General features: G+C 68.5%; 21 protein-coding genes. 12 read left to right on the forward strand and 9 right to left on the reverse strand.

Going from position 1 to position 22,356, the window contains the following annotated elements:
* Window positions 1-15 precede the first annotated feature (15 nt).
* Complete coding sequence (locus AB5I40_RS28135; RefSeq protein WP_370933124.1) at window positions 16-1,236, forward strand: pentapeptide repeat-containing protein; 1,221 nt, start codon at window positions 16-18, stop codon at window positions 1,234-1,236.
* A gap of 9 nt (window positions 1,237-1,245) precedes the next feature.
* Here the strand turns inward: AB5I40_RS28135 and AB5I40_RS28140 are convergent, their stop codons facing one another.
* The gene (locus AB5I40_RS28140) at window positions 1,246-1,743 is read right to left on the reverse strand and encodes an OsmC family protein (RefSeq protein WP_370933125.1); all 498 of its coding nucleotides are present in this window, start codon (window positions 1,741-1,743) and stop codon (window positions 1,246-1,248) included.
* 150 nt (window positions 1,744-1,893) lie between these two features.
* Between AB5I40_RS28140 and AB5I40_RS28145 the strand changes: the two genes are divergently transcribed.
* Window positions 1,894-2,796 (forward strand): TIGR03564 family F420-dependent LLM class oxidoreductase, encoded by a 903-nt coding sequence (locus AB5I40_RS28145; protein WP_370933127.1) that lies wholly within the window; start codon window positions 1,894-1,896, stop codon window positions 2,794-2,796.
* Here AB5I40_RS28145 and AB5I40_RS28150 read toward each other — a convergent pair.
* The 3 genes from AB5I40_RS28150 to AB5I40_RS28160 form a co-directional block, all read right to left on the reverse strand.
* Window positions 2,777-4,414 carry a Na+/H+ antiporter gene (locus AB5I40_RS28150; protein ID WP_116201141.1) on the reverse strand — a complete coding sequence of 546 codons (1,638 nt, stop codon included), beginning with the start codon at window positions 4,412-4,414 and terminating at the stop codon, window positions 2,777-2,779. The two genes, AB5I40_RS28145 and AB5I40_RS28150, sit on opposite strands and share 20 nt — an antisense overlap.
* Before the next feature lie 676 nt (window positions 4,415-5,090).
* Window positions 5,091-6,626: an amino acid permease gene (locus tag AB5I40_RS28155; protein WP_370933129.1), complete on the reverse strand. Its 1,536-nt coding sequence runs from the start codon at window positions 6,624-6,626 to the stop codon at window positions 5,091-5,093.
* A 229-nt stretch (window positions 6,627-6,855) separates the two neighbouring features.
* Window positions 6,856-8,199 carry an FtsX-like permease family protein gene (locus AB5I40_RS28160; RefSeq protein WP_370933131.1) on the reverse strand — a complete coding sequence of 448 codons (1,344 nt, stop codon included), beginning with the start codon at window positions 8,197-8,199 and terminating at the stop codon, window positions 6,856-6,858.
* A 397-nt stretch (window positions 8,200-8,596) separates the two neighbouring features.
* Between AB5I40_RS28160 and AB5I40_RS28165 the strand changes: the two genes are divergently transcribed.
* On the forward strand, window positions 8,597-8,674 hold the full coding sequence (locus AB5I40_RS28165; protein WP_370940622.1) for a hypothetical protein: 78 nt from the start codon (window positions 8,597-8,599) through the stop codon (window positions 8,672-8,674).
* A gap of 51 nt (window positions 8,675-8,725) precedes the next feature.
* On the opposite strand, the gene AB5I40_RS28170 is transcribed toward AB5I40_RS28165, so the two are convergent.
* Entirely contained in the window at window positions 8,726-9,862 is a 1,137-nt protein-coding gene (locus AB5I40_RS28170; protein WP_370933132.1) for a glycerophosphodiester phosphodiesterase, read from the reverse strand.
* 241 nt (window positions 9,863-10,103) lie between these two features.
* On the opposite strand from AB5I40_RS28170, the gene purD reads away from it, so the two are divergent.
* The 8 genes from purD (at window position 10,104) to AB5I40_RS28210 (ending at window position 17,728) form a co-directional block, all read left to right on the forward strand.
* Entirely contained in the window at window positions 10,104-11,363 is a 1,260-nt protein-coding gene (gene purD, locus AB5I40_RS28175; protein WP_370933134.1) for a phosphoribosylamine--glycine ligase, read from the forward strand.
* A 99-nt stretch (window positions 11,364-11,462) separates the two neighbouring features.
* Complete coding sequence (locus tag AB5I40_RS28180; protein ID WP_370933136.1) at window positions 11,463-11,852, forward strand: PE domain-containing protein; 390 nt, start codon at window positions 11,463-11,465, stop codon at window positions 11,850-11,852.
* Window positions 11,833-12,435, forward strand: coding sequence for a DUF3558 domain-containing protein (locus AB5I40_RS28185; RefSeq protein ID WP_370933137.1), 603 nt, complete (start codon window positions 11,833-11,835; stop codon window positions 12,433-12,435). Before AB5I40_RS28180 ends, AB5I40_RS28185 begins: the two co-directional genes overlap by 20 nt.
* Before the next feature lie 9 nt (window positions 12,436-12,444).
* Window positions 12,445-14,070, forward strand: a complete 1,626-nt coding sequence (locus AB5I40_RS28190; RefSeq protein ID WP_370933139.1) for a hypothetical protein — start codon at window positions 12,445-12,447, stop codon at window positions 14,068-14,070.
* Window positions 14,067-14,825, forward strand: a complete 759-nt coding sequence (locus AB5I40_RS28195) for an ESX secretion-associated protein EspG (protein WP_370933141.1) — start codon at window positions 14,067-14,069, stop codon at window positions 14,823-14,825. The genes AB5I40_RS28190 and AB5I40_RS28195 overlap by 4 nt, the downstream gene beginning before the upstream one ends.
* A 189-nt stretch (window positions 14,826-15,014) precedes the next feature.
* Window positions 15,015-15,326: a hypothetical protein gene (locus AB5I40_RS28200; protein ID WP_370933142.1), complete on the forward strand. Its 312-nt coding sequence runs from the start codon at window positions 15,015-15,017 to the stop codon at window positions 15,324-15,326.
* Window positions 15,327-15,348: 22 nt separating this feature from the next.
* Window positions 15,349-16,500, forward strand: a complete 1,152-nt coding sequence (locus tag AB5I40_RS28205; RefSeq protein WP_370933144.1) for a transglycosylase SLT domain-containing protein — start codon at window positions 15,349-15,351, stop codon at window positions 16,498-16,500.
* Window positions 16,501-16,561: 61 nt separating this feature from the next.
* Window positions 16,562-17,728 (forward strand): pyridoxal phosphate-dependent aminotransferase, encoded by a 1,167-nt coding sequence (locus AB5I40_RS28210; RefSeq protein WP_370933146.1) that lies wholly within the window; start codon window positions 16,562-16,564, stop codon window positions 17,726-17,728.
* Between the two features lie 6 nt (window positions 17,729-17,734).
* Here the strand turns inward: AB5I40_RS28210 and AB5I40_RS28215 are convergent, their stop codons facing one another.
* Both AB5I40_RS28215 and AB5I40_RS28220 read right to left on the reverse strand, forming a co-directional pair.
* Window positions 17,735-18,712, reverse strand: coding sequence for a hypothetical protein (locus tag AB5I40_RS28215; protein ID WP_370933147.1), 978 nt, complete (start codon window positions 18,710-18,712; stop codon window positions 17,735-17,737).
* A 183-nt stretch (window positions 18,713-18,895) separates the two neighbouring features.
* Window positions 18,896-20,071: a peptidase S8 gene (locus tag AB5I40_RS28220; RefSeq protein ID WP_370933149.1), complete on the reverse strand. Its 1,176-nt coding sequence runs from the start codon at window positions 20,069-20,071 to the stop codon at window positions 18,896-18,898.
* A 340-nt stretch (window positions 20,072-20,411) separates the two neighbouring features.
* Here AB5I40_RS28220 and AB5I40_RS28225 point away from each other — a divergent pair, with 340 nt between their 5' ends.
* Window positions 20,412-20,597, forward strand: a complete 186-nt coding sequence (locus tag AB5I40_RS28225) for a hypothetical protein (RefSeq protein ID WP_344266394.1) — start codon at window positions 20,412-20,414, stop codon at window positions 20,595-20,597.
* A 69-nt stretch (window positions 20,598-20,666) separates the two neighbouring features.
* Here AB5I40_RS28225 and AB5I40_RS28230 read toward each other — a convergent pair whose 3' ends face one another.
* Window positions 20,667-21,248 carry an HAD family hydrolase gene (locus AB5I40_RS28230; RefSeq protein ID WP_370933151.1) on the reverse strand — a complete coding sequence of 194 codons (582 nt, stop codon included), beginning with the start codon at window positions 21,246-21,248 and terminating at the stop codon, window positions 20,667-20,669.
* Window positions 21,249-21,264: 16 nt separating this feature from the next.
* On the reverse strand, window positions 21,265-22,281 hold the full coding sequence (locus AB5I40_RS28235; RefSeq protein ID WP_370933152.1) for a low specificity L-threonine aldolase: 1,017 nt from the start codon (window positions 22,279-22,281) through the stop codon (window positions 21,265-21,267).
* Between the last annotated feature and the right edge of the window lie 75 nt (window positions 22,282-22,356).

The raw sequence follows: 22,356 nt of genomic DNA on the forward strand, positions 1-22,356 counted from the left end.
TTCGATGAGAGCGGCATGACAGATGGTGCTGCCGGGCGCTCTGGACCGTCTGGCCGGGCGCAGAAGCTGCCGGAGCTGCGGTGGTGGTGGGTTGCCGCTGCCGCCGCAGCGACCGCGGTGCTGATCGCAGCGGCTACTTGGCTGCTCGTGAGCCAGGTCGCGACGGCTCCGACGTCGGACACGGCTCGGGCTGAGCTGGACGCCATCCGCACGGCACTGAGCCTCGCGGTCGGCACGGGCGGTGCTTTCGCGTTGTGGCTCGCGGCGCGTCGGCAGCGGTCGACGGAAATCCAGATCAGAGAGACGATCGCCGCCACCGCCGAGGACCAGCGGCACCGGGAGCGCGTCCAGTTCGCGACCGAGTTCGACCTGACCGAGCGGCGGATCACCGAGTTGTACGCCAAGGCTGTCGAACAGATCGGTTCGGACAAGGCTCCTGTGCGGCTCGGCGGGTTGTATGCGTTGGAGCGGCTGGCCAACGCGAATCCGACGCTTCGGCAGGCCGTCGTCAATGTCATTTGCGCGTATCTCCGGATGCCGTTTCCGAAGCCTTCGTGGGACTACGAAAGCTCGAGAGCGGCCGAGCTGGAAAACAGCATGTCGGAGGCCGAGCGACGGGAACGCGAGGAACTTCCGGTACGGCTCGCCGCGCAGGGAGTGCTGGCGGATCACCTCCGGGAGGCGGACGGCTCCCCGGAGAAATGGGGTGCCCTCGACCTGGACCTGAGCCGCGCGGTCCTGATCGATTTCCGGTTTGAGGGGTGCTCCGTCGGCAAAGCCCGGTTCCGCGGAACCCTGTTCTTGGTGGTGGCCAGGTTCGACAAAACCGTCTTTCACGGAGAGACCTGGTTCTATCAGTCCGACTTCGACCGGCTGGCGAGCTTCTCGGGGGCGAAGTTTCTTGATCGGGCCATCTTCACGGGTGCCCGGTTCGGCTGGAATCTCCTGGCGAGAGGCACGCGATTTCTCGGCGGAGCCTGGTTTACTCCCTCGGAGTTTTGCGGAATATGCGATTTCCGCGGCGGGGAGTTCGATCGATTCATCGAGTTCGACGAGCGGCCGAAGCTCGGTGAGCCGGTCGGCGGTACGTGGTCGTGGGACGAATTTCCCGGCACCCGCTTCAACTTCCGGGGTGCCAGGATCGGGCAGTTGGCGGAGGAGCCGACGCTGCCCGACCGGTGGCATGTTGCCGCTGACGGGACGCTGACCTATCGCGGCGAACTGGACCCGTCGTGATCGGCGTGGTCAGCGAACCTTTGTGGTGACTGGGGTTTGGTTGCGGAACAGGTCGAGCACCGGGCAGTGTTCGTCCACCGCGCGGCGGAGTTGTTCGTAGACCTCGGGCGCGGCCGGGCCGTCGAGTTCCACGGACACTCGCACGTCGCTGAAACCGGGCCGGGTCGATTCGTCGAAGCCGAAGAACCCGTGCAGGTCGAGGTCGCCGTCCACCTTCACGCGCACTGCGTCCAGCGGAATACCGAGGCGCGCGGCCCAGAACTGGTACGTGATCACCTGGCAGGAGCCGAGCGCGGCCAGCGCGTACTCGACCGGGTTCGCCGCCTGATCGGTGCCGCCGAGGGCGGGCGGTTCGTCGACGGTGAACGCGTGGTCGCGCACCCGGACGTCCACCACCGTCGCGGTGTTCGCGGCCAGTGCGTGGTCGACGCTGAACGACACCGCCGCGTTGTGCCGGTCCGTCCGCACGGCTTGGCGGGTGCCGTCGATGACGTCGGTCAGGGACATCGGTCCTCCTAGGGTCGTCGGGCGTCCAGGGTGCGGGTCAGCCGGGCGGCCGGGCAGGGGCTCTCGTCGGATGAGAAGTCGGCTGACACAAAGCTGCGCAATTGTTCCGAATGGTGAGAAACCGGTGGTGTTCCTGAATAGTTTGAAGATATGAGCGTCGGACTGACCTTGCCCGCCCTTCCGCGGGAGCAGATCACGGTGACCGAATTGCTGAACCAGGCACGCGAGGCCGAGGAGGCCGGGGCGGCGTCGATCTGGTTCGCCCAGTTGCCCGAAGGCTTTGACGCGCTGGTGGCGGCCGCGCTGGCCGGACAGGCGACCTCCCGGGTCGAGATCGGCACGTCCGTCGTGCCGATTTACCCGCGGCATCCGCTGGTGCTGGCCTCCGCCGCGCGTACGGCGAGCGAGGCGACTGGCGGGCGGTTCACTCTCGGCATCGGTCTGGGGGCGAAGAACTTTCTCGAACCCGTCTACGGCACCCCGTATCCGCCGCCGGTGCGGCACCTTCGCGAGTACCTGACCGTCTTGCGCGCGTTGTTCGCGGGCGAACAAGTCGACTTCACCGGCTCGACGGTGGAAGTGCATCTGTCGGAGCCCGCGCCGGCGGCTGCGATTTCGGTGCTCGTTGCCGCGATGGGACCGCAGGCGTTGCGCGTCACCGGCGAACTGGCGGACGGCACGCTGCCGTACTTGGCGAGCCCGCGTGCGCTCTCGGACCTGATCGTGCCGGGGATCGGTCCTGGCAAGCGAGTGATCGCCGCCGTTCCGGCCGTGGTGACCAGCGACGTCGAGGCGGTGCGCGAGATCGCGGCGCGGGAACTCGGTTTCTACGGTTCGATTCCGTCGTATCGGCGCGTTCTGGAGGCAGGCGGCGTCGAAAACGCGGCGGAATTGGTGCTGATCGGCGACGAGGAGACGGTCGCCGCCGGCGTGCAGCGCTACCTCGACGCCGGCGCGACCGACGTGCTGCTCACCCAGACCGCCCTGCACACCGACGAGGACCGGCGGCGCACCTGGCGGCTGACGGGCGAGCTCAACTCATCCGGTTCGTAAGGGTTGTCGTCACTGACATTTCCTCCAGATCGAGTTCGCGCAGCACCTTCTGCAGGACGTCGTCGTCAAGGCGCCCGGCGCGGTTCTCCTCGATCATCGCCGCCCGCTGGGTGATGAGGAGTTCCCGCCGCGCCTTGGCGAACTGCGCCTGCGGACTGTCGCGCCGCTCCTCGCCGGACAGCGTGATCGCGGCCTGCGCGAACCGGTACCGGGTGTCCACGACGCGTTCCAGTCGTTGTTCGAGCCGCTTCATCTTCTCCGGCTCTATGTCCAATGTGGATAGTTGATCGCGGGCAAGCTCGCGCAGCCGTTCGTGCGCGGCCTTTTGCGCGACCTTGCGCGCGGCCAGCTCCTCGGCCTGGTCGCGTGCGTCCTCGTCCGGGTCCTGGACTTTGAGCAACCGGATCAGCGGCGGCAGCGTGAGTCCTTGGATCAGCACGGTCCCGACCGCGACGGCGAACGCGAACAGCTGGATCTCGGCGCGACCAGGCGTATCCGCGGGAACACCGGACGCGGCGGCGATGGTGACGACGCCGCGCATGCCGGTCCAGGAGATCACCGCCAGCGAACGCCAGGCAGGCGGATCGTGCTTGGTGCGTCTGAGAAGTTGCAGCGACCGAGGCAGATAGCTGGACAGGAACACGGCCGGAATCCGCACGAACATCGTCGCGAGCAGCACGACGACCGCGGACAGCGCGAGCGTCCCGTTGTCCCGCGCGGCATGCTGCGCCCCGTCGAGCACGAACGGCAGCTGCAACGCCATCAAGGCGAAAACCAGCGCCTCGAGCATGACGTCGATCGACGCCCAGACAGACCGGTCCTGCACCCGGGTCGCCGGTGACGCCCGCAACGACCGGTGCCCGAGGAACAGCCCCGCCGTGACGACCGCCAGCACGCCGGACCCGCTGAACTCGGCCCCGAACGGATGCAGATGCTCCGCGGTCACGTACGCCGCGAACGGCACCACGATCCCGAACGCCGATTCGAGCAGCGGATCGTCCAGCCTCGTGCGGATCAGCTCGACGACCCCGCCCGCGACCAGCCCGACCAGGATGCCGACCACCGTCGCGACGGCGAAGACCGCGAACCCGTGCCCGAGCGACCCAGCCGTCCCGGCCACCGCGGCGAGCGCGACCTTGTACAACGTGAGCGCGGCCGCGTCGTTGACCAGACTCTCGCCGGTGAGCACCGTCATCACGCCCCGCGGCAGCCCCAGCCGCCGCCCGATCGCGACAGCGGTCACGGCATCCGGCGGAGACACGACCGCCCCGAGCACCAGGGCCGACGCCCACGGGAGGTCGGGCAGCAGCAGGTGCACGACGAAGGCGATCACGAACGCGGTGGCCACGACGAGCAGCACGCCGAGCGTGATGATCGGCCGCAGATTCGCACGAAAGTGGGAGATCGAACTCTCCAGCGACGTCGAGTACAGCAGCGGCGGCAGCACGACGGTCAGGATCAGCTCGGGCTCCAGCTCGACCCGCGGAACGCCGGGAATCAGCGCGATCCCCAGCGCGACCACCACGATGAGCAGCGGCGCGGAAAGGTTGAACCGCCGGGCGACCGCGGTCAGCCCAAGCGACCCGGCGAGCACGCCGACCAGCGTCAAGGTCTCCATGCTTCGCATCTTGACTCATGGGTCAGGCGAGCCGCGGACGGTGTGGGTTCGTGTCGGACTCCCTTCGGGGTGAGGTGGACGGGGCGGGTCGAGGGTGGGCAGGGCTCGCGGGTGGTCGGTCCGTGCTCCGGCGCGATGCGGATGCGACGGAGTTGGCGGCGGACGGCGGACGTAGGAGTTGTTGGTGGACCGTGCGGGCGGCGCGGCCACGGGGTCGTCGGTGGACGGTTTGGACGGCGCGGATATCGGGGTGGTTGGCGGCGCGGCCACCGGATCGTTGGCGGGCCGGGTGGACGGCGCGGCCACGGGATCGTTGGCGGGCCGGGTGGGCGGTGCGGGTGTGGGGGCAGTTGGTGGATGGTGCGGATGTGAGGCGGTTGGAGGGGATGGGCGAGGTCGCCCGCCGGTGCTGCGGAAGTCGTCGGCGCACGGCGGTTCGGCGAGCGGGTTGGTCAATCCCCGCTCACCGGCCCCGCCCGATGCTCGTCGGCGGAGCATCGCCGGGCAGGGCGACGCCGAGCGGAGCAACGCAGGGCAGGGCGACGCCGAGCGGAGCGACCCAGGGTGCAGCGATGCCGGGGTAGAGCGGCGCAGGGTGGAGCGAGGCCGGGTAGTGCGATGCGGGGTGGAGCGATGCGGGGTGGAGAACGGTCAGCCGTCTCCGGAATCCGCCGGACTAACCGAGTTCCTTCAGTTCCTTTTCCACCGCGGCCAATTCCTCCGCCGAACCCTGCACCTTCGGGCCGGTGAACCACTTCCGTGCCGACAAAACCCACCACAGGGCGGCCCCGCCCAGGACGACCAGGAAGGCGATCGGCGTGTAGTTGAACGTGTCGACCGTGATGGGGCTTGCCTGGGGAAGCATGAAGAGCACGAAGATCACCACGACCCACCCTGTCGCGACGATGCCGATCGGTTTGCCCCAGCGGCCCAGGTTCCATGGGCCCTTCTCGAAGCTGTCGCCTCGGCGGACGCGGAGGAAGACCGGGATCACGTACGCGACGTACAGGCCCACTGTCGCGATCGAGGTGACTGCTGCGTAAGCCGTCGCGCTCCACAGGTACGGCAGTGCGAGCACCAGTGCGCCGCCGGCCGCCAGCCATACTGCGTTGGTCGGGGTTTGGGTTCGTTTGTTGATGTTGTGCCAGATCTTCGAACCCGGGATCGCGCCGTCGCGAGCGAAGGCGTAGATCATGCGGGAGTTCGCGGTCACTGAGGCCATGCCGCAGAACAGTTGTGCGCCGATGCAGATCAGGAGCAGGAATTTGCCCGTCACCGCACCGGTCGCGTCGATGAAGATCTGCGCGGGCGGGACGCCGGTGGCCGAGTTGACGGCTCCGTCGTAGTCCTGGATGGCGAACGTCAGGCCGATCAACAGGATCCAGCCCGCGACCAGCGACACCAGGATCGAGTTGATGATTCCGCGCGGACCCGCTTTCGCCGCGTTCTTGGTTTCCTCCGTCATGTGCGCCGAGGCGTCGTAACCAGTGAGGGTGTACTGCGCCAGCAGCAATCCCAGTAAGAACACATACGGCGCGGAACCCCAGCCGGTTTGGTTCACGAAGCTGCCGAACACGAACGACGCTTCCTGATGCTTCGCCGGCACGAACACGAGCACGCCCACGATCACCAGCACGCCCACCAGATGCCACCACACGCTGACGCTGTTCAGCACCGCCACCACGCGCACGCCGAAGGTGTTCAGCACCCCGTGCACGACGAGAATGATGGCCAGCAACAGAATCGTGTGTCCCGGCGTCGCGCTGAAGCCCCACTGCAGATCGAGGAACGCGTTGAGGAACAGGGCAGCGCCGAAGTCGATGCCAGCCGTCACCGCGATCTGCCCGATCAGGTTGAACCAGCCGGTGAACCACGACCACGCCGGACCGTTGCGCGTCGCCAGCTTCGCCGCCCAGTAGTAAAGCCCGCCCGCCGTCGGGTAGCTCGAGCACACCTCCGCCATGCCCAGCCCGACCAGCACCACGAACAGCCCGACCAGCGGCCAGCCCCAGATCATCGCCGCCGGGCCGCCGGTTTTCATGCCGAAGCCGTACAGCGTGAGGCAGCCGGACAGGATCGAGATGATCGTGAACGACACGGCGAAGTTCGAGAACGCCGACATCGTGCGTTTGAGTTCCTGCGCGTAGCCCAGCGCGTGCAGGCGAGCGCTGTCTTCGTCGGGTTGGCCGGTCTGCTGGTCGGAGACATCCATCGGGCACCCACCTGAAAGGTATGCGGACAGACCATTGAGAGTGCGCAGAAGTTAGCCCTCCCCGTTCGCGGGTGTCAAGGTTTCGCTGGTCGCTGGGCGGAAGCTCCTCCGAACGGCGCAGGGCGGTCCGGGACTCGGTGATTGACATGAGTCCAGTATCTCGAACAATTGTTCGAGAGCGCATCACTCGAACCGGTCGTCTCCTGATCAGTCGCCCGAGGCGGGCCGGTCAGCGGCAGGCCTGCACTGCCGGGACGCGGATCGCCTGCCGCGCAGTGCCTACGCTTGAGGTCAGGGTCAGCGCGCACGCGATGAGCACGACGCCGAGGTAGATCGTGATCGTGGCGTCGGGCAGGACCGAACCGGTCTTCACCAGGCTGTACGGGACCACAGTCGCGACTGAAGCGATCGAGCCGAACAGCACCCCGGTCGACGCGAGCACGGCCCCCTCCAGCCCGACCATCCCGAGCACCTGCGGTGGGGTCGAACCCGCGAGACGTTGCTGGCCGAACTCCCGCCTGCGGTGAATGGTGGTGGCGATGAGCGTGTTGACCAGCATGATCGCGGCGAACAACGCGACCATGCCGACCACGACGTAGTTCAGTGTTTCGATGCTCCGCGCGATCTCGGTCCGCGCGCCGGTCGCCGCGGAGTTCTCGATGCTCTGCATGTAGAGCGTTCCGGTGGCCATTCCGGTGAACAGGATGTTCGGCACGAGCGCTCCGGCCAGTTGCTGAGTCTGTCCGCGCAGGTTGAGCACGGCCAAGTGACCGCTGGCTCCCGTCCGCCTCAGCGGCTTGGCTACCGCCCTCGTGATCACCGCCAGCAGCGTGGGAGCGAGCAGCGCGAACCCGACCGCGGACAGGATCGCGCCCTGGCCACCGATCGCCATCAGCGCGGGCTCCCGGCCGGTGAATACGGTTGCGGTCAGCACTCCGGCGGAAATGCCCGTGGCGAGCACGAGCAGCCCGGCGATGAGGCGGACCCACCCTGGGCGGCCGTCGCCGATTGAAGCGGTGAGCAGCCCTTCCCGTACCCCGGACCTGGCTCTGCGCCACGCTGTTGCCGCGGCTGCGATCCCGGCCGCGAGCAGCGTGATCCCGAGGCCGATGCTGATCGCGAACGGGCCGAATTCGGCGGGCACGCGTTCAGGCAGTCGCTGGGCGTTCTTGAGCAGGTCGACCACCAGTCTTCCGGTGAACACCGCCGGTGTGATCGCCGCGAGAAACGCGATGATCGCGATGGACAGGGCCTCGCCGACGATCAGCTTGCCAATCTGGGCCGGGGTTGCGCCGATGCTTTTCAGCAAAGCGAGTTCGGTGTCCCGCTGGCGTACCAGCAAGCCGAGTGTGGACATTACGGCGACCACGACGAGCACCAGGCCCCAGCCGCCGACCGCGCTCGCCATGATGGTCAGGATGCGTCCGGTCGATTCGTCAACGTTGGCGCGGGTGTCCAGCAATGAAGCGAACGTCATCAGGATCGTGGCACCGAGGAACAGCGAGACGAAGCTCGCCACGAAGCTGGCGGGGCGATGCCGCAGCGAGCGAAGCGCGAGACGGAAGATGATCATCGGCCTACCGCCGTCCGCTCGTGCTGACCGACTCCCACCGCACGGCCGTTGCCGCGATTCCAGCCACCTGTCTTCTCCCCTCGACAGCCTGCGCAACGAACGCTAGGGCTCACGACGGCACGACGGCGATGGCCTGCGCCCCCCGTTACGGGGTGGGGACCGCCTTACCTCCGTCCGGCTGAACAGCCGCTTCGGGCCAGGATGTCGAGAACGTCGCGGCACCTCCGTCCCCGAGGCGAGAAACCGCCCTCCGCGCCGGAAAGGACTGCCGCCATGGCTGTCGCCGAAGATCTCGACCGCGCAACCGATTCGAAGTGGGACTGGGGCGCTGAGCAGACGCGGGCGCACCTGCCTGATCCCGGACGAGCGCGAGATTCTCTGGCCGCAGATGGCGAAGATGTTCCCGCTGTACGACGAGTACGCGCGGAAAACCGACCGCGTAATCCCGATCGTTGTGCTCGCTCCGCGAAACTGAAAGACCCGCCGGCGACGCGAACGTCACCGGCGGGCCGGGAAGAAACAAAAATCAGCGACCGGTGAAGTCCCGCACCGATTCCAGTGCGGTGTCCGGCTGGTCGGCGAAGAATCCGTCGACGCCGGCCTTCAGGAACGCCGCTTCCTCCGCGAACACGTTGCCGAACGCGCTCGGGCTGGCCGAGGAGCGCAGGTTCGCCGGCAGGAACGGGTTTTCGTTGCGGAAGGTGTAGGGCTGCACCTCGAGCCCGGCGCGGTGCGCGTCGGCGATCAGCGTGGTCGGCTTGCCGAGGTTGTCCTGCGCGTCGCGCGGGATGATCTGCCCCTTCTCCGGGCCGAGGTACTTCGCGTATTTCGCGATCTCGCGCAGGCCGGCGGGCGTGACCAGGTCGGCGTAGGTGCGCTTGTCGCCCTTCGCGATGAAGTCCGCCGGAGCGCCCTTCGCCTCGGTCAGCTGCAGGAGCGGCACCCGGACCTGCTTGTGCAGTTCCTGCAGGTTCGTCACTTCGAACGACTGGATGATCACCGGAGCGTTCGGCCGGTTGAGGCCGTTGCGGTTGAGGATCGAGACCAGCTTCGGTTCGGTCGGGTTGCCGATCGAGGAGAAGTACGTCGAGTGCTTGACCTCCGGGTAGGTGCCCAGCGTCCGGTGCAGCTCGTGGCCGAGCCGCCGGGTCAGGTCGAGCACCTCCTGGTACGTCGCGATCCGGTAGCGGCCGTCGTAGAGCTGGTTGTTCGGCCGGTTCTGCGGGATCCGCTCCTTCGCGTAGAGCGTCTTCAGCTCGGCGAGGGTGAAGTCCTCGGTGAACCAGCCGGTCATCGTGGTTCCGTCGATGACCTTCGTGGTCTTGCGCGAGGCGAACTCCGGGTGGGCCGCGACGTCGGTGGTGCCGCCGATCTCCGGCTCGTGCCGGGCGACGAGCTGGCCGTCCTTGGTCGGCACCAGGTCGACGTCGACGTAGTCCACGCCCATCCGCCAGGCGAGTTCGTACGACGCGAGCGTGTGCTCCGGGCGGTAGCCGGGCGCGCCCCGGTGTCCGACGATCACCGGGCCATCGTGCCGGGCGCCGCTCGCGACCGCACCCGCGGCCGTGTCCTCGCTCGCGGCGGCCGGGCCGATCACGAGGCCGGCGACGCCGAGCAGGGCCAGGCCGGACAGGGCGAGCACGCCGAGGCGTTTGCGCTTCATGGGGGGACCTTTCTCTACCGGGCGATCCGCAGCTCGCCACGACTACCGCGTCACCCTCACCGCCGCAAGCGTCGGGCGCGCGGCACCAGCCGGACGGGCGGTTGACAACCGGGTAAACGGTGGATGGCGGCTGAATCCGGACACTGTTCGCCCTGGACCGGACCAGTCGCGCACCTGGTCCGGGCCGGGGTCGCGGACGGCGCGCTGCCGGGGCGCGAGACCCACCGTTACGCTGTCCGGCGTGCGCGTACTGGTAATCGGCTCCGGCGCTCGGGAGCATGCACTCGTCCTCGCGGTGGCAGGCGACCCCGCGGTCACGGCGCTTGCTTGCGCCCCCGGCAACGCCGGCACGACGGCGGTCGCTGAGCAGCTCGGGGTCGAGCTCGCCGAGCCGGAAGCCGTCGCGGCCCTGGCCAAGGAGTGGAAGGCCGACCTCGTCGTGATCGGGCCGGAGGTGCCGCTCGTCGCGGGCGTCGCCGACGCGGTGCGCGAAGCCGGCATCGCCTGCTTCGGCCCGTCTGCCGCGGCCGCGCGCATCGAGGGGTCGAAGGCGTTCGCGAAGGACGTCATGGCGGCCGCGAAGGTGCCGACGGCGCGCAGTGAGGTCGTCGACACTCCCGCGCGTCTCGACGCCGCGCTTCAGCGCTTCGGGCCCACCTGGGTCGTGAAGGACGACGGTCTCGCCGCGGGGAAGGGCGTCGTCGTGACCCAGGACGTCGAGGTCGCGCGCAAGCACGCGCTGATGCTGCTCGACGGCGGTCACCCGGTCCTCCTGGAGTCCTTTTTGGACGGTCCGGAGGCCTCGCTGTTCTGCTTCGTCGACGGCCGCACTGTGGTGCCGATGCTGCCCGCGCAGGACTTCAAGCGCGTCGGCGACGGCGACACCGGCCCGAACACCGGCGGCATGGGCGCGTACGCACCGCTGCCGTGGGCTCCTGCGGACCTGGTGGACGACGTCGTCGCGCGGGTCGTGCAGCCGGTGGTGGACGAGCTCGCCGACCGGGGCAGCCCGTTCTCCGGCCTGCTCTACGCCGGTCTCGCGCTCACCTCGGAAGGCCCGCAGGTGATCGAGTTCAACTGCCGCTTCGGCGACCCTGAGACCCAGGTTGTGCTCGCGCTGCTGCGTACGTCGCTCGCGACCGTCCTGAACGCGACGGCCACCGGGAAGCTGGCTGAGCTTCCGCCGCTGGAGTGGTCGGGCGGGGCCGCGGTCACCGTCGTGATCGCTGCGGACGGGTACCCGGGCAAGCCGCGCACTGGGGACGTCATCACCGGCGGAGAGATCGAAGGCGTGCTTCACGCGGGTACGCGGCGTCGCGACGACGGTGCGGTGATCTCGGCCGGCGGACGCGTGCTGTCGGTTGTCGGCACTGGTAAGTCGCTTAAGGCGGCGCGTAAGCACGCGTACGAGACTGTCGAGCGCGTACACCTCGCTGGCTCGCACCATCGCACCGATATCGCACTGCGTGCGGCCAACGGGGAAGTAAGCGCTCCCGCCTGAGCAGCTTCTCCACGAAGTTCGCCTCGGGTTCACGCGGCGGTTGGTAGCCTCGAAACGGGTCCGTACGGTCACCGTCCGTATCACGGGAGGGGTTAGCGCATGCCGGGAAGCACACCGCTCACCGACCTGGCTTCGTCCATACCGGCAGCGCCGGGCGTCGCTGACATCGTGGTCGAGCCGGCGAAGCTGCTCGAGGTCGCGCGGGTGGTCGACGAGCAGGTCAGCGCGCTCGAGGACAAGCTCCTCACGCGGCTGGGCGAACTGCGCGTCGACACTCCTTCGTCGGACACGGTGAGCGTGAACGCGATGGCTGCGTGGAACACCGTTGTCGCGGAAGGTGATCAGTCGTACGCGGCGCAGGTGCGCGCGTACGTCGCCAATCTGCACAAGCTCGTCGGACAGTTGCGCGAAGCAGCGAAGACGTACGAAGCCAGCGACGCGGACAAGGCCGCGGCTTTCGGGGACCGCGGTGCGCACGGCATCCACTAAGCCGATCCTCGCGGTTGTCGCGGTACTCGGCGTCGCGGGCTGCTCGTCGGGCGCGCAAGGCACCGCGTACCCCGTACAGCCCGCGATGAGTTCCCTGGCGCAGCAGACGAAAGCGGCCGCACTGCCGCAGCGGCCGTCGGATCTGCCGATCGCCGGGACCGATCCGTGCGACCTGCTCGGCCAGGCGCAGCTCGACCTGCTGAAGGTCACGAGCGTGCCGCGCAAGGCAGCGGAGGCGAAAGACGGGCCCACCTGCGTGTTCGACTCGGACAAGACCGAGCCGTTTCACGCGCTGCACCTGCGGATCGTCGGCGCGGACGTGCAGGAGTGGCTCACCGGCTCGCGGCGCAAGAACAGCATGACCACCGCGGCCACCAGCGTCGAGGGCTATCCGGCGATCACGAACTACCGCGCCGCGGGCACGCCCTCCGACTGTGAGGTGCTCGTCGGCGTCGCTCAGGGACAAACCATGGCGGCACAGGAGTTCGCGGTCACCGCGGGCGCGTTCAGCCAGCCGCAGTTGTGCGATATCGCCACCCAGGCCGCCGGCCTGGCCGTGCAGGGCCTGAAGAACCGGACCTAGGGAGGGCGCGTGGAGATCTCCGAACTCGCGGGCAGGATCCGCGACCACCGTTTCGACGGGTGGACCGACACCGCCATCGCCGACGAGATCGAGAAGTTCGGCACCGGCGACGGAATCACCAGCATCGCCACCGCGGTCGAGGCGCTGCGGGAGGTCGCGACCGCGCTCGCGGGCACCGACCGCACGCTGCGCGACCAGCTGGCGAAGCTCGGCGTCGAATGGCAGAGCCAGGCGGGCGGACAGGCCGGGCAGGTGCTGTCGGATCAGGCCGGTTTCTCGCAGGATGCGATGCAGAAGGTCACGCACACCGCGGAAATGCTTTTCGCGCAAGGGGAAGCGTTCAACCGGACCAAGTACAAGCTGCCCGACCCGGCCGCGGTGCGCAAAGGCGCGGAGAGCCTCACGCTCGTCGATTCGGTGGCGAGTTTCCTCGGCTTCGAGACCGATCACGCGGCTCAGGTGCAGGCCGCGGACAACGCGCGCGGCCAAGCGGTCGAGGCGCTGAACTCTTATGCCCAGCAGAGCGGGGAAAACCTGCTGTCGACCGAACCGTTGAGCCAGCCGCAATCGCTCGCGATGGTCCAGCCCGGCAGCGGGCCGAGTCCGGTCGACCGTGCGGCCGCGGCGGTCGAGGTGACGCCGGATGGCCAGGTGCGGCCTGCTGCGGCTTCGGTTAAGTCGCAGTACGTGCCCCCACCGCCTCCAGTCGCTCCGGCCGCTCCGGTGGTGGAACCGCCGACGCCTGCGTACGGCACAGCTTCGCAGGCACCGGCCGCGCGGCCAGCAGCGCCGGTGGTCGCGGCTAGCTACGTGCCGCCGTCCGCGCCACCGCCGTCGGGCTGGGAGAAAGCACCGGCATCCCGGGGCAGCGAGCCGGGATTGCCTGACGCGCCTCGGTCGGGCGGCTCCACCAACGCGCCGGGAATCCCCAGTGCGCCAAGCACTTCCGGCGGGACACGGGTTCCTGGCGCGGTGCGTCCCGGAGAGTCCGGCACGTTCCTGCCGACCGGTCCGCGCGGGACGAGCAGCGGATCCGACAGCGGCGGTCCGGCTAATCGCGGCACTGTCGGCAGTTCCGAAAGCTCCGGCGGCACAACGGGTCGCGGCGGCTCGGGAGGAAACCCCGGCGGCGGCACGGGTGGCAGCTACCCCGGTGGCGGGCACGAAAACCAAGCGCTGCAACGAGGTCGGCTGGTCGGCAGCGTCCAGCAGCCGCCGCCTGCTCCCGTCGCCGAAACTCCCGGCAACGCTCCGGCCCCGCGCGGCGGAGGAGCGTCGGCTGGCGAAATCGGGGCAGGCGCTGCGGCGTTGGGCGCGGGAGTGGCCGGTGGCGCGCTTTCCGGCGACCGCGAACGGCAAGGCCGCGCGCAAGACGGTCAGCAGAAAGGCTTGGTCCGGCCGTTGCCGGTGGACGAGCTTCCCGAGGAAGAAGCCGTCGCACTGCGGAAAGCCGAGCAGATCGCACCGAAATCAGGCGGCGGCGACGCCAAGTACCTCTCCGAAGCCGCTCCGCAGGAAAGCGACGACGAGCACGTGCGCCGCTTCGGCGTCGACGACAAGGACCTGTTCGCCGACGGCCGGATGGTGACGCGCGACGTCCTCGGCGACGGCACGGGAGACGTGCGCCGGCCGTGAACCTGGTACTGACCGCCCTCGAATTCGACGTGCTGTGGGAATCGCTGGACCTGGGCGGACGCCCGGCCGCGCTCGCGGTTCCGTCGCCAGGGCGCACGCACACGGAACGGGCCGAGCTGATCGAGTCCGTCTGGGATTCGCTGGCACAGCGCAGGCTCGCGCGCGGCCGCCGTCCATCCGGGACGGTGTTGGATCAGCTGCATTTGCTGGCGCGTCCGCGGGAAGCCGTGGACGTCTGGGTGTGGGCGGACCGCGAGATCCGCGGTCGCGCGGTGAGCCGGGGCAGCCAGGCCGTGCTCGCGGTGGTCGACCGGGACGAGGTGTGGCTGATCCCCGCTGACGCCAGCGGGCTCGCCGACGCCGTGGTGTCGGTGGCCGGATCGCTGGACCCGGGCATCGGCCAGTCGATCTCGGTACCGCACAGCACGCTCGTCGCTGCCGATACGGCGGCCGCTGGTGATCCGAAAGCGCTGGTCACGGCGTTGGAAGATCGGGGCGTGGCGTTGTGGGAGGCGCAGGAGCTGGCCGGGATGCTGATGGGACAGGCGGCACGCGGCCAGTTCTGCGCAGAGCGGGTGCTGCGGGACGGGACGGTGCGGCGGTCTCCGCATGTGGCGGCTTTTTACGACACTGATTCCGGGCGGTATCTGTTCCAGCTGACCGACGATTCGGACGGGCACACGTGGGCGACGGTGAGTCCGGCGGACAACGCGGTGTTGGCGGAGCGGGTGCGGGAGTTGCAGGCCGCGATTTGAGGCCTTCGGGCTGACCGTTTTCTCCCTTTTCGCTCGCGCTATAACCCGGTCCGGGGGTTCGCGGCCCGAAGTCGCGGAGAACTGCACACGGCACGCGTCCGAAGTCTTAGAGTAAGCAGGGGAACCGAACCGGTCAGCGCAACGTCCGAACTGGTCGGGAAGAGAGTGTCGCGAAGGGGATGACGAACGGTGCCTGTCTACGACCCGGATTCCATGGCCATTGCCGCCAGGAACGTGGAGAAGCTGAAGGACGAGTTCGAGAAGTCCAAGAAGCACCTCACCGGCGTTGACGAGGAGCACGAAAGCCCGTTCGGCACGATGGGCGGCTCGAAGGACGTGCACGGCGCGGTCGGCACGTTCAAGCAGGGCGTGCACAGCGAGTTCGACGCGGCCGGGAAGCTGATGGAGGCGACCAGCTTCATTATCAAGAAGGCGGCGGGGCTGATCCAGGAGACCGATCAGGTCCACAAGACCGACCTGACCGTCCACGAAGACCGCTGAGCAGGCACGAGGGGGCTAGAGCATGGCGCTGATCGACTATCCGCCGAACTGGAACGGCATTGTCGATAAAGCTAAGAAGGTCGACAAGATCAACCCGGGCGTGATCAGCGACGCCGGGAAGCAGTTCACCGACGCCGCGAAGCAGGCGGGCGACCACAGTGCCGCGCTGAACAATTCCACGAAGTCGTTGTCAGGCGGAGTGTGGGAAGGTCCGGCGGCGGACTCCTTCGTCGAGTACGTCACGCAGATCACCAAGGCGGGCGACAAGGTGCAGGGGCATCTTGACGACGTCGGCAAGGACCTGACGCAGCTGTCGTCTGACCTCGGCGGGATCAAAGGCAAGGTCACCGAGGCCTTCAACACCGCCAAGACGAATATCGACAAGCGGATCAAGGAAGAGTCGGACAAAGCGCAGAAGGCGCAGGCGGCCGAAGCGGCGTACGCCAACGACAAGTCGGACAAGAAGGGCCCGCCGCCCAGCCCGACGTCGCAGTCGATCATCGACGCCGCGAACAAGGCCAACCAAACGGACGCCACGACTGCCGAGCAGACCATCGACCCGCTGCTGAAGCAGGCTGACGACATGGTCAAGAAGTCGCAGGATCTGATGAAGACGCAGATCGAGGGCGGCTACTCGAAGGTTCCGCTGCCCAACTCGGACGGCACCGTCCCGCAGAGCACCGGCGGCCTGCACACCGGCCACGGTGGTGGCGGCGGAGGCGGAGGCGGCGGCCATCACGGCGGCGGTGGCGGGGGTGCCAGCGGTGGCGGCGGCGGTCTCGGCCCGAGTGGCGGTCCGCCCTCTTCGCCTCCTCCCGGCAACGTTCAGCAGTGGATCCAGGAAGCCATCAAGGCCCTGCAGGCCGCGGGCGTGAACGTGACCGACGCGGACATCAAGAACATCTGGGCGATCATCCAGCACGAGTCCGGCGGCAACCCGAACGCGATCAACAACTGGGATTCCAACGCCGCGGCGGGGCACCCGTCCAAAGGCCTGATGCAGTGCATCGACTCGACGTTCAACGCGCACAAGCTGCCCGGCCACGACAACATCTACAACCCGGTCGACAACATCATCGCCGGCGTCCGCTACTCGCTCGACCGGTACGGCTCGATGTCCAACGTTCCGGGTATCGCGGCGATGGCGCACGGCGGCGCGTACCGCGGTTACTGACGACAGACCCGCACAGCACACGCCACACCCCGCTCGCGGTTCCGCCGGTTAGCCTGGCCGCATGGTCGACATTGGTGCTTTCGGCGGGCCCGCGTTGCGGGCAGGCGTGCCTCCTTTTCACGTGATGGACGTGCTGTCCGCGGCGCAAGCCCGGCAGCGCAGCCACGGCGACCTCATCTCGCTGGCCGCCGGGCAGCCGTCCGTGCCAGCTCCGGCGGCGGTGCTCGAGGCCGCTCAGGAAGCGCTCAAAAAGCACACCCTCGGCTACACCGAGCAGCTCGGCATTCCTGAGCTGCGCGAAGCCGTCGCCGGGCATTACCGGCGCACCTACGACATCGACGTGGCCGCGTCCGACGTCGTCATGACCACCGGCTCGTCCGGCGGATTCCTGCTGTCGTTCCTCAGTACGTTCGACCCGGGCGCGCGAGTCGCGATGGCCCGTCCGGGCTATCCGGCGTACCGGAATCTGCTGAACGTTCTCGGCTGCGAGGTCGTCGAGTTCGCCACGACCGCCGAGACGAATTTCCAGCCGACCGTCGAGCAGCTCGACCGGCTCGGGCCGATCGACGGGCTCATCGTCGCGAGTCCCAGCAATCCCACCGGGACCGTGCTGCCGCCGGGTGAGCTGGCCGCGATTTCCGGCTGGTGCGCGTCGCACGGCGTGCAGCTGATCAGCGACGAGATCTACCACGGCATCTCGTACGGCAAGCAGCTCGATTGCGCCTGGCAGTACGGCCGGGAAGCGCTGGTGCTCGGGTCGTTCTCGAAGTACTTCGCGATGACCGGCTGGCGGCTCGGCTGGATGCTGGTGCCGCAGCGGCTGCACCGCGCGGTCGACGTCCTGACCGGCAACTTCACCATCTGCCCGCCCGCGGTTTCGCAGTACGCGGCGGTCGCGGCGTTCACGCCGGAGTCGTACGCCGAGGCGGACGCGCACGTCGAGCATTACCGGCGCAACCGGGACCTGCTCTTCGCCGGCCTGCGCGAGATCGGCCTCGACAAGCTAGCCCCCGCCGACGGCGCGTTCTACGCCTACGCCGACGTTTCCGACCACACCACCGACAGCCTCAGCTGGTGCCAGCGACTGCTCGCCGACACCGGCCTCGCGATTACTCCGGGAATCGACTTCGACCCGGTCGACGGCGGCCGCTACGTGCGGTTTTCCTTCGCGGGCGCGACCGAGGACGTGACCGAAGGGGTGCGCCGGCTCGGCGGCTGGCTCGGGTGAATCCGGTCAGCCGTGCTGCTCGGGCCAGTCCCATTCGAGCCCGTACCTCCCGGCGCGCAGTCCGAGCATGACGGCGTGCGTGTTGGCCGATTCGCCGATGCGCACCGGTCGTTCGGTCGGGGTCGGATCGCTGAACGGGCGGCGGACCTCGCGGCAGCGGACCGGGACGGCGCCGGGGCCGAACCGGGCCTCGATCAGGAATTCCTGGATGGGCAGCCGGAAACTGGCGGTCCAGCCGTTGTCGGACGGCTGTCCAGGCTCGGGGTACAGCTCGATCTCGTATTCGAGGACCACGGTTTCGCCGCGGCGGAGCGCACTGTCGAAGAGCAGTTCGTTGATCATCAGGTGCTTCTCTTCGCTCACCGACTGGCGGCCCAGCCTGCAGTTGTACGTCGGGATGAGCGTGGGCCGCCTGCGGGAGCCCGGGGTGAGCTCCAGCAGGTTGAGGTCCTGGCTGATGCCGTCCTGTTCGGCCAGCAGGACGTGCCGGTAGCTGATCCGGTGCACCGCCCGGTCGGAGTCGAGGTGGCAGCGCAGGTGCAAGCTGATCCGGCGCAGTCCGTTCTGCGGTGCGATGTCGGCGTCGGTCATCAGCGCCGACAGGCCACTGGAGTCCAGCCACTGCTCGTCGGGCGCGGCGGACTCCTCGGCGGCGACTTGCCTTCCCCTCGGCCGGGGCGGTCCCAGCCTGCCGGACAGCCTGCCCATCGGCAGTTCGAGGACGTTCTCGAGTTGGCGCACCGCTTCTATCGACCGGCGTTGTTCGGGCTGGCGGCTGCCGGACTGCCAGTTGCTCAGCGTCGCCAGGCTGACCCGGCTTCCGCGCTCGGTCAGCCTGGCCCGGATGCGTTCCAGGGTGAGGCCGCTGGCATCGATCGCGCCGCGCAGCGTTTCGGCGAAGGAGGGCCCGGCCAGGTCGAGGGAGTCAAAATTGTTCTGCTGATCGGGACTGTGCGCCGCATTCGAATAGTCGTGGAGCGTCAACGCGCGTCACCTCCGCTGCGGCTCCCCGTGCCGGTGGCACCTTCCTTCGTTCGGCACCCTATCGAGTGAAAGGAGATAGACAAAGGTAACGACGAGCGATCGGGAGGAACGTCGTATTTGTTCCGCCCGATCGCTAGTCGCTATTATGCCCGATTAAGGTGAACTATCTGAAATTGTCGATTCTTACTTGGTGAAGGCGGCGGTGCCCTTCGGGGTGCCCAGCCCGGTCGGGCCGTCCCAGCCGGTGCCCGCGTTGCACCACTGCTTGGTGTCGCAGCTGCCGTTGCTGCCCGAGGTGACGTCGGTCAGCTGGTCGGTGTGCGACCACGGGTACTGGGCGGGCCAGTCCTGCGCACCGGGGGTGCCGGCATCGGCGTAGACGCTCGCGATGATCGGCGACGAAGCGCTGGTGCCGCCGACGACCTGCCAACCGCTCTGCTGGAAGGTGTCATACACCGCGACACCGGTGGCCGGGTCGGCGACCGCGGAGACGTCCGCGACGGCCTTCTTGTCGCAGCCGGTCGCGGCGGTTTGGTAAGCGGGCTTCGCCGCGTAGCTGGAGCAACCCGAGCCCGCGCCCTTCCACGCCGTCTCGGTGTACGAGCCGCCGCTGCTCTTCAGGGTCGTGCCGCCGACGCCGACGGCGTAGGGGGAGGACGCCGGCCAGCTCGCGCCGTAGCCGTTGTCACCGCTGGACGCGGTGATCGCCACGCCGGGGTGATTGAAGTGCGTGTCGCCCGCGCCGCCCTCGGACTCGTCGCCGCCCCAGCTGTTGGAGACGAACTTCGCGCCGAGCTTGACCGCGGTGTCCACCGCCTTGCCCAGGTCGTCGGTGCTGGCCTGCTTGGCCTCGACCACGAGGATCTTGGCGTTCGGCGCGGTCGCCGCGATCATGTCGACGTCCAGCGCGGTCTCGACGGCCCAGTCCGGGTCGGCGGCCGGCAGCGGGCTCTCCTGGCCGTCTTCATTCACGATCTGCACGTCGCCCGCGGGCAATCCGAACTGCTTGCGGTAGGCGGCCAAATCTGCTTTGAGAGAGGGATAATCGCCGGACTCGGTGACGGCGATAGTCTGGCCCGCACCGCCGTCGGCCTTCAGCTGATAGGCGGCTTGCAGCTCAGCGGGGCCGTAGCCGGAGGGGGCGGCGCCGGGGGCGCGCCGGGCCTGCTTGATGTCGGTGCGCACCTGTGCGAAGCAGGACATGTGGCCTGCCGCGCGCACCTGCGCACAGGCGTTTTTCACCGTCGGACCACCGGTGGCCGCGGGGGCGGCGGAGAACTGCTGCGCGGTGGCAGTTCCACCGGTGGTAAGGGCGAGCGCGACGGCGAAGGCACCGCCTGCGATCAATTTCTTGCGCATTGATTCTGCTCCCGACTGAGTGGTGAATAATTCACCATTAATAATTGGTCCGGGGCGCTGAGTGAACAACGGGCCGATAGTAGGTGCCTTTCAACGGACAGTCGTAAAGCCGTAAAAACTGCGTTCCGTGATATCTCGGCCGGTCCGGTGACCAAGATGCTCAGGTCGCTCTGCCGCCCGCGCGGGCCGGACCCGCTGGACGAGCCGACCAGGAGAATCCGGTCAGGGGGAACCCGGAGATCCCCCTGAACGTTGGCAGGAGGTAGAGAGTTTCCGTCGCACGGATGGCACGCTGGAGGGCACCGGGCCGACGTGGCGCGGAAACGGCATCGGAGGAGCCATGTTCTGGAAGATCGTCGGAGCGCTCGTCGTGGCCTGGATCGCCTTCATGGTGCTCGGGTCAGTGATCGGCTTCGTGTTCAAGGCCGTGCTGTGGATCGGCATCATCGGCGGGGTGCTGTTCCTGGGCACCGCGGCCTACGGGGCGATCACCGGGAAGAAGCAGTCGAAGCGCATCAGCCGCTGACCGGCGCCGAACCATACTGAGGCACACGAAGGCTCCCGCACCGGGGAAGGTGCGGGAGCCGTTCGCGGTTCAGGCCAATGCCGCGCGGGCGGCTTCGGCGCCGTCCCACAGGTGTGCGCGGAGTCCGACCGCGCGGGCGCCGTCGATGTTGATCTGGCGGTCGTCGAAGAACAGGCACTCGTCCGGCTTCGCACCCAGTTTGTCCAGCAGCAGCTGGAAAATCTCGGCGTCCGGCTTCGCGACCTTCACGTCGCCGGAGAACAGCGTGTGCTTGAACAGTTTCGACCACTCCTGCTCGCGCACCCAGACGCCGAACGCCGACGGCGCGTTCGACAGCAACGCGAGCGAGGCACCGGCGTCGGACAGCGACTGCAGCAGGTCCAGCGATCCCGGCGCGAGCTGTCCCCACCCCGCGACGTCGAGCGCGGTCAGTTCGGCCGACAGCGCGTCGTCCACCTTCGCGCCCACCTGGTCGCCGATCGACGTCCAGTACTCCAGGTCAGGACAGCCGCGGTCGTACGGGTCGCGCACGCTCCAGTACACCGGCTCGAACGCCTCGAGCGAGACGCTCATCGCGGCGGCCAGCTTCGGCACCGCGGCGGTGCGGACGCTGAGCACCTCGCCGTAGTCGAACACGATCCAGTTGGTCACCCGAGTCCCCCAGGGTTCAGGCACCGGCCTTGATCCGGTGCAGTGCTTCGGCGATGTCAGCGGACGACAGGTCGCGGTGCGTCACGAACCGGACCTTGCCCGCCATGGGCAGAGCCTGGATGCCGAGCGAGCCGAGCCAGTTCAGCGCGGTCGGCACGTCCGGCACCCCGGCCAGAACGATATTGGTATCCGGCGTCCGCACGTCCCAGCCGTGCTCGGAAAGGCCGTCGGCCAGCCGCTTCGCGAACTCGTGCGTCTCGGCCAGTTCGTCGACGCGGTCCAGCGCGACCAGGCAAGCCGCGGCGAGCACCCCGCCCTGGCGCACGCCGCCGCCGAGCATCTGCCGCATCCGGCGGGCCTGCTCGACGAACTCGACGCTGCCCGCGACGACCGAACCGACCGGCGCGCCGAGGCCCTTGCTGAAGCACGCCGACACGGAGTCCACGCCCACGGTCAGCGCTGCGGGCGGCACCTGCAGCGCGACGGCCGCGTGCCAGATCCGCGCGCCGTCGAGGTGCACGGTGAGCCCGGCCTGTTTCGCGACGGACAGCAGCTGCGCGTGCTCGTCCGGCGGAGTGACCGCACCGCCGGCCGCGTTGTGGGTGTTCTCCAGGCACAGCAGCGTGGTGCGGAGCGTGAAGTACGGGCCGGGGTTGCCGATCGCGGCTTCGAGCGTTTCCGGCAGGCACCTGCCGGGGCCCGCGTCGTGTTCGAGGATGTCCGGCATGCCGCCGGCGAGCCAGGCGGCCGAGCCGAGTTCGTTGGTGAGTACGTGCGCGCCGCGGGTGGCGAGGAAGCGGTCGCCGCGCCGCAGGTGGACGCTCAGCGCGATCAGGTTCGCCATCGTCCCGCTCGGCGTCCACAGCGCCGCGGGCATGCCGAGCGTCTGCGCGGCCCGGCGTTCGAGTTCGGCGATGGTCGGGTCGGTGCCGATGACGTTGTCGTCGACCTCGGCCTCGGCCATGGCCGCGCGCATGATCGCGTCCGGGCGGGTGACGGTGTCGGAACGGAAGTCGATCAGCTGCCCAGTCATGGTCACAGTCCGATCACATCACACAGGTGGGCGCGGCATCAATGCGACGGGGGGTGGAACGTTTCCGGCCGGACG

This window comes from Amycolatopsis sp. cg13, from assembly GCF_041346965.1.
GTDB lineage: Bacteria > Actinomycetota > Actinomycetes > Mycobacteriales > Pseudonocardiaceae > Amycolatopsis.

What these genes read in the sequence shown, in the direction of transcription:
- AB5I40_RS28135 (WP_370933124.1), top strand. Translation starts at nt 16, where the DNA reads ATGACAGATGGTGCTGCCGGGCGCTCTGGACCGTCTGGCCGGGCGCAG.
- AB5I40_RS28140 (WP_370933125.1), bottom strand. Translation starts at nt 1,743, where the DNA reads ATGTCCCTGACCGACGTCATCGACGGCACCCGCCAAGCCGTGCGGACG.
- AB5I40_RS28145 (WP_370933127.1), top strand. Translation starts at nt 1,894, where the DNA reads ATGAGCGTCGGACTGACCTTGCCCGCCCTTCCGCGGGAGCAGATCACG.
- AB5I40_RS28150 (WP_116201141.1), bottom strand. Translation starts at nt 4,414, where the DNA reads ATGGAGACCTTGACGCTGGTCGGCGTGCTCGCCGGGTCGCTTGGGCTG.
- AB5I40_RS28155 (WP_370933129.1), bottom strand. Translation starts at nt 6,626, where the DNA reads ATGGATGTCTCCGACCAGCAGACCGGCCAACCCGACGAAGACAGCGCT.
- AB5I40_RS28160 (WP_370933131.1), bottom strand. Translation starts at nt 8,199, where the DNA reads ATGATCATCTTCCGTCTCGCGCTTCGCTCGCTGCGGCATCGCCCCGCC.
- AB5I40_RS28165 (WP_370940622.1), top strand. Translation starts at nt 8,597, where the DNA reads ATGTTCCCGCTGTACGACGAGTACGCGCGGAAAACCGACCGCGTAATC.
- AB5I40_RS28170 (WP_370933132.1), bottom strand. Translation starts at nt 9,862, where the DNA reads ATGAAGCGCAAACGCCTCGGCGTGCTCGCCCTGTCCGGCCTGGCCCTG.
- AB5I40_RS28180 (WP_370933136.1), top strand. Translation starts at nt 11,463, where the DNA reads ATGCCGGGAAGCACACCGCTCACCGACCTGGCTTCGTCCATACCGGCA.
- AB5I40_RS28205 (WP_370933144.1), top strand. Translation starts at nt 15,349, where the DNA reads ATGGCGCTGATCGACTATCCGCCGAACTGGAACGGCATTGTCGATAAA.
- AB5I40_RS28210 (WP_370933146.1), top strand. Translation starts at nt 16,562, where the DNA reads ATGGTCGACATTGGTGCTTTCGGCGGGCCCGCGTTGCGGGCAGGCGTG.
- AB5I40_RS28220 (WP_370933149.1), bottom strand. Translation starts at nt 20,071, where the DNA reads ATGCGCAAGAAATTGATCGCAGGCGGTGCCTTCGCCGTCGCGCTCGCC.
- AB5I40_RS28225 (WP_344266394.1), top strand. Translation starts at nt 20,412, where the DNA reads ATGTTCTGGAAGATCGTCGGAGCGCTCGTCGTGGCCTGGATCGCCTTC.
- AB5I40_RS28235 (WP_370933152.1), bottom strand. Translation starts at nt 22,281, where the DNA reads ATGACTGGGCAGCTGATCGACTTCCGTTCCGACACCGTCACCCGCCCG.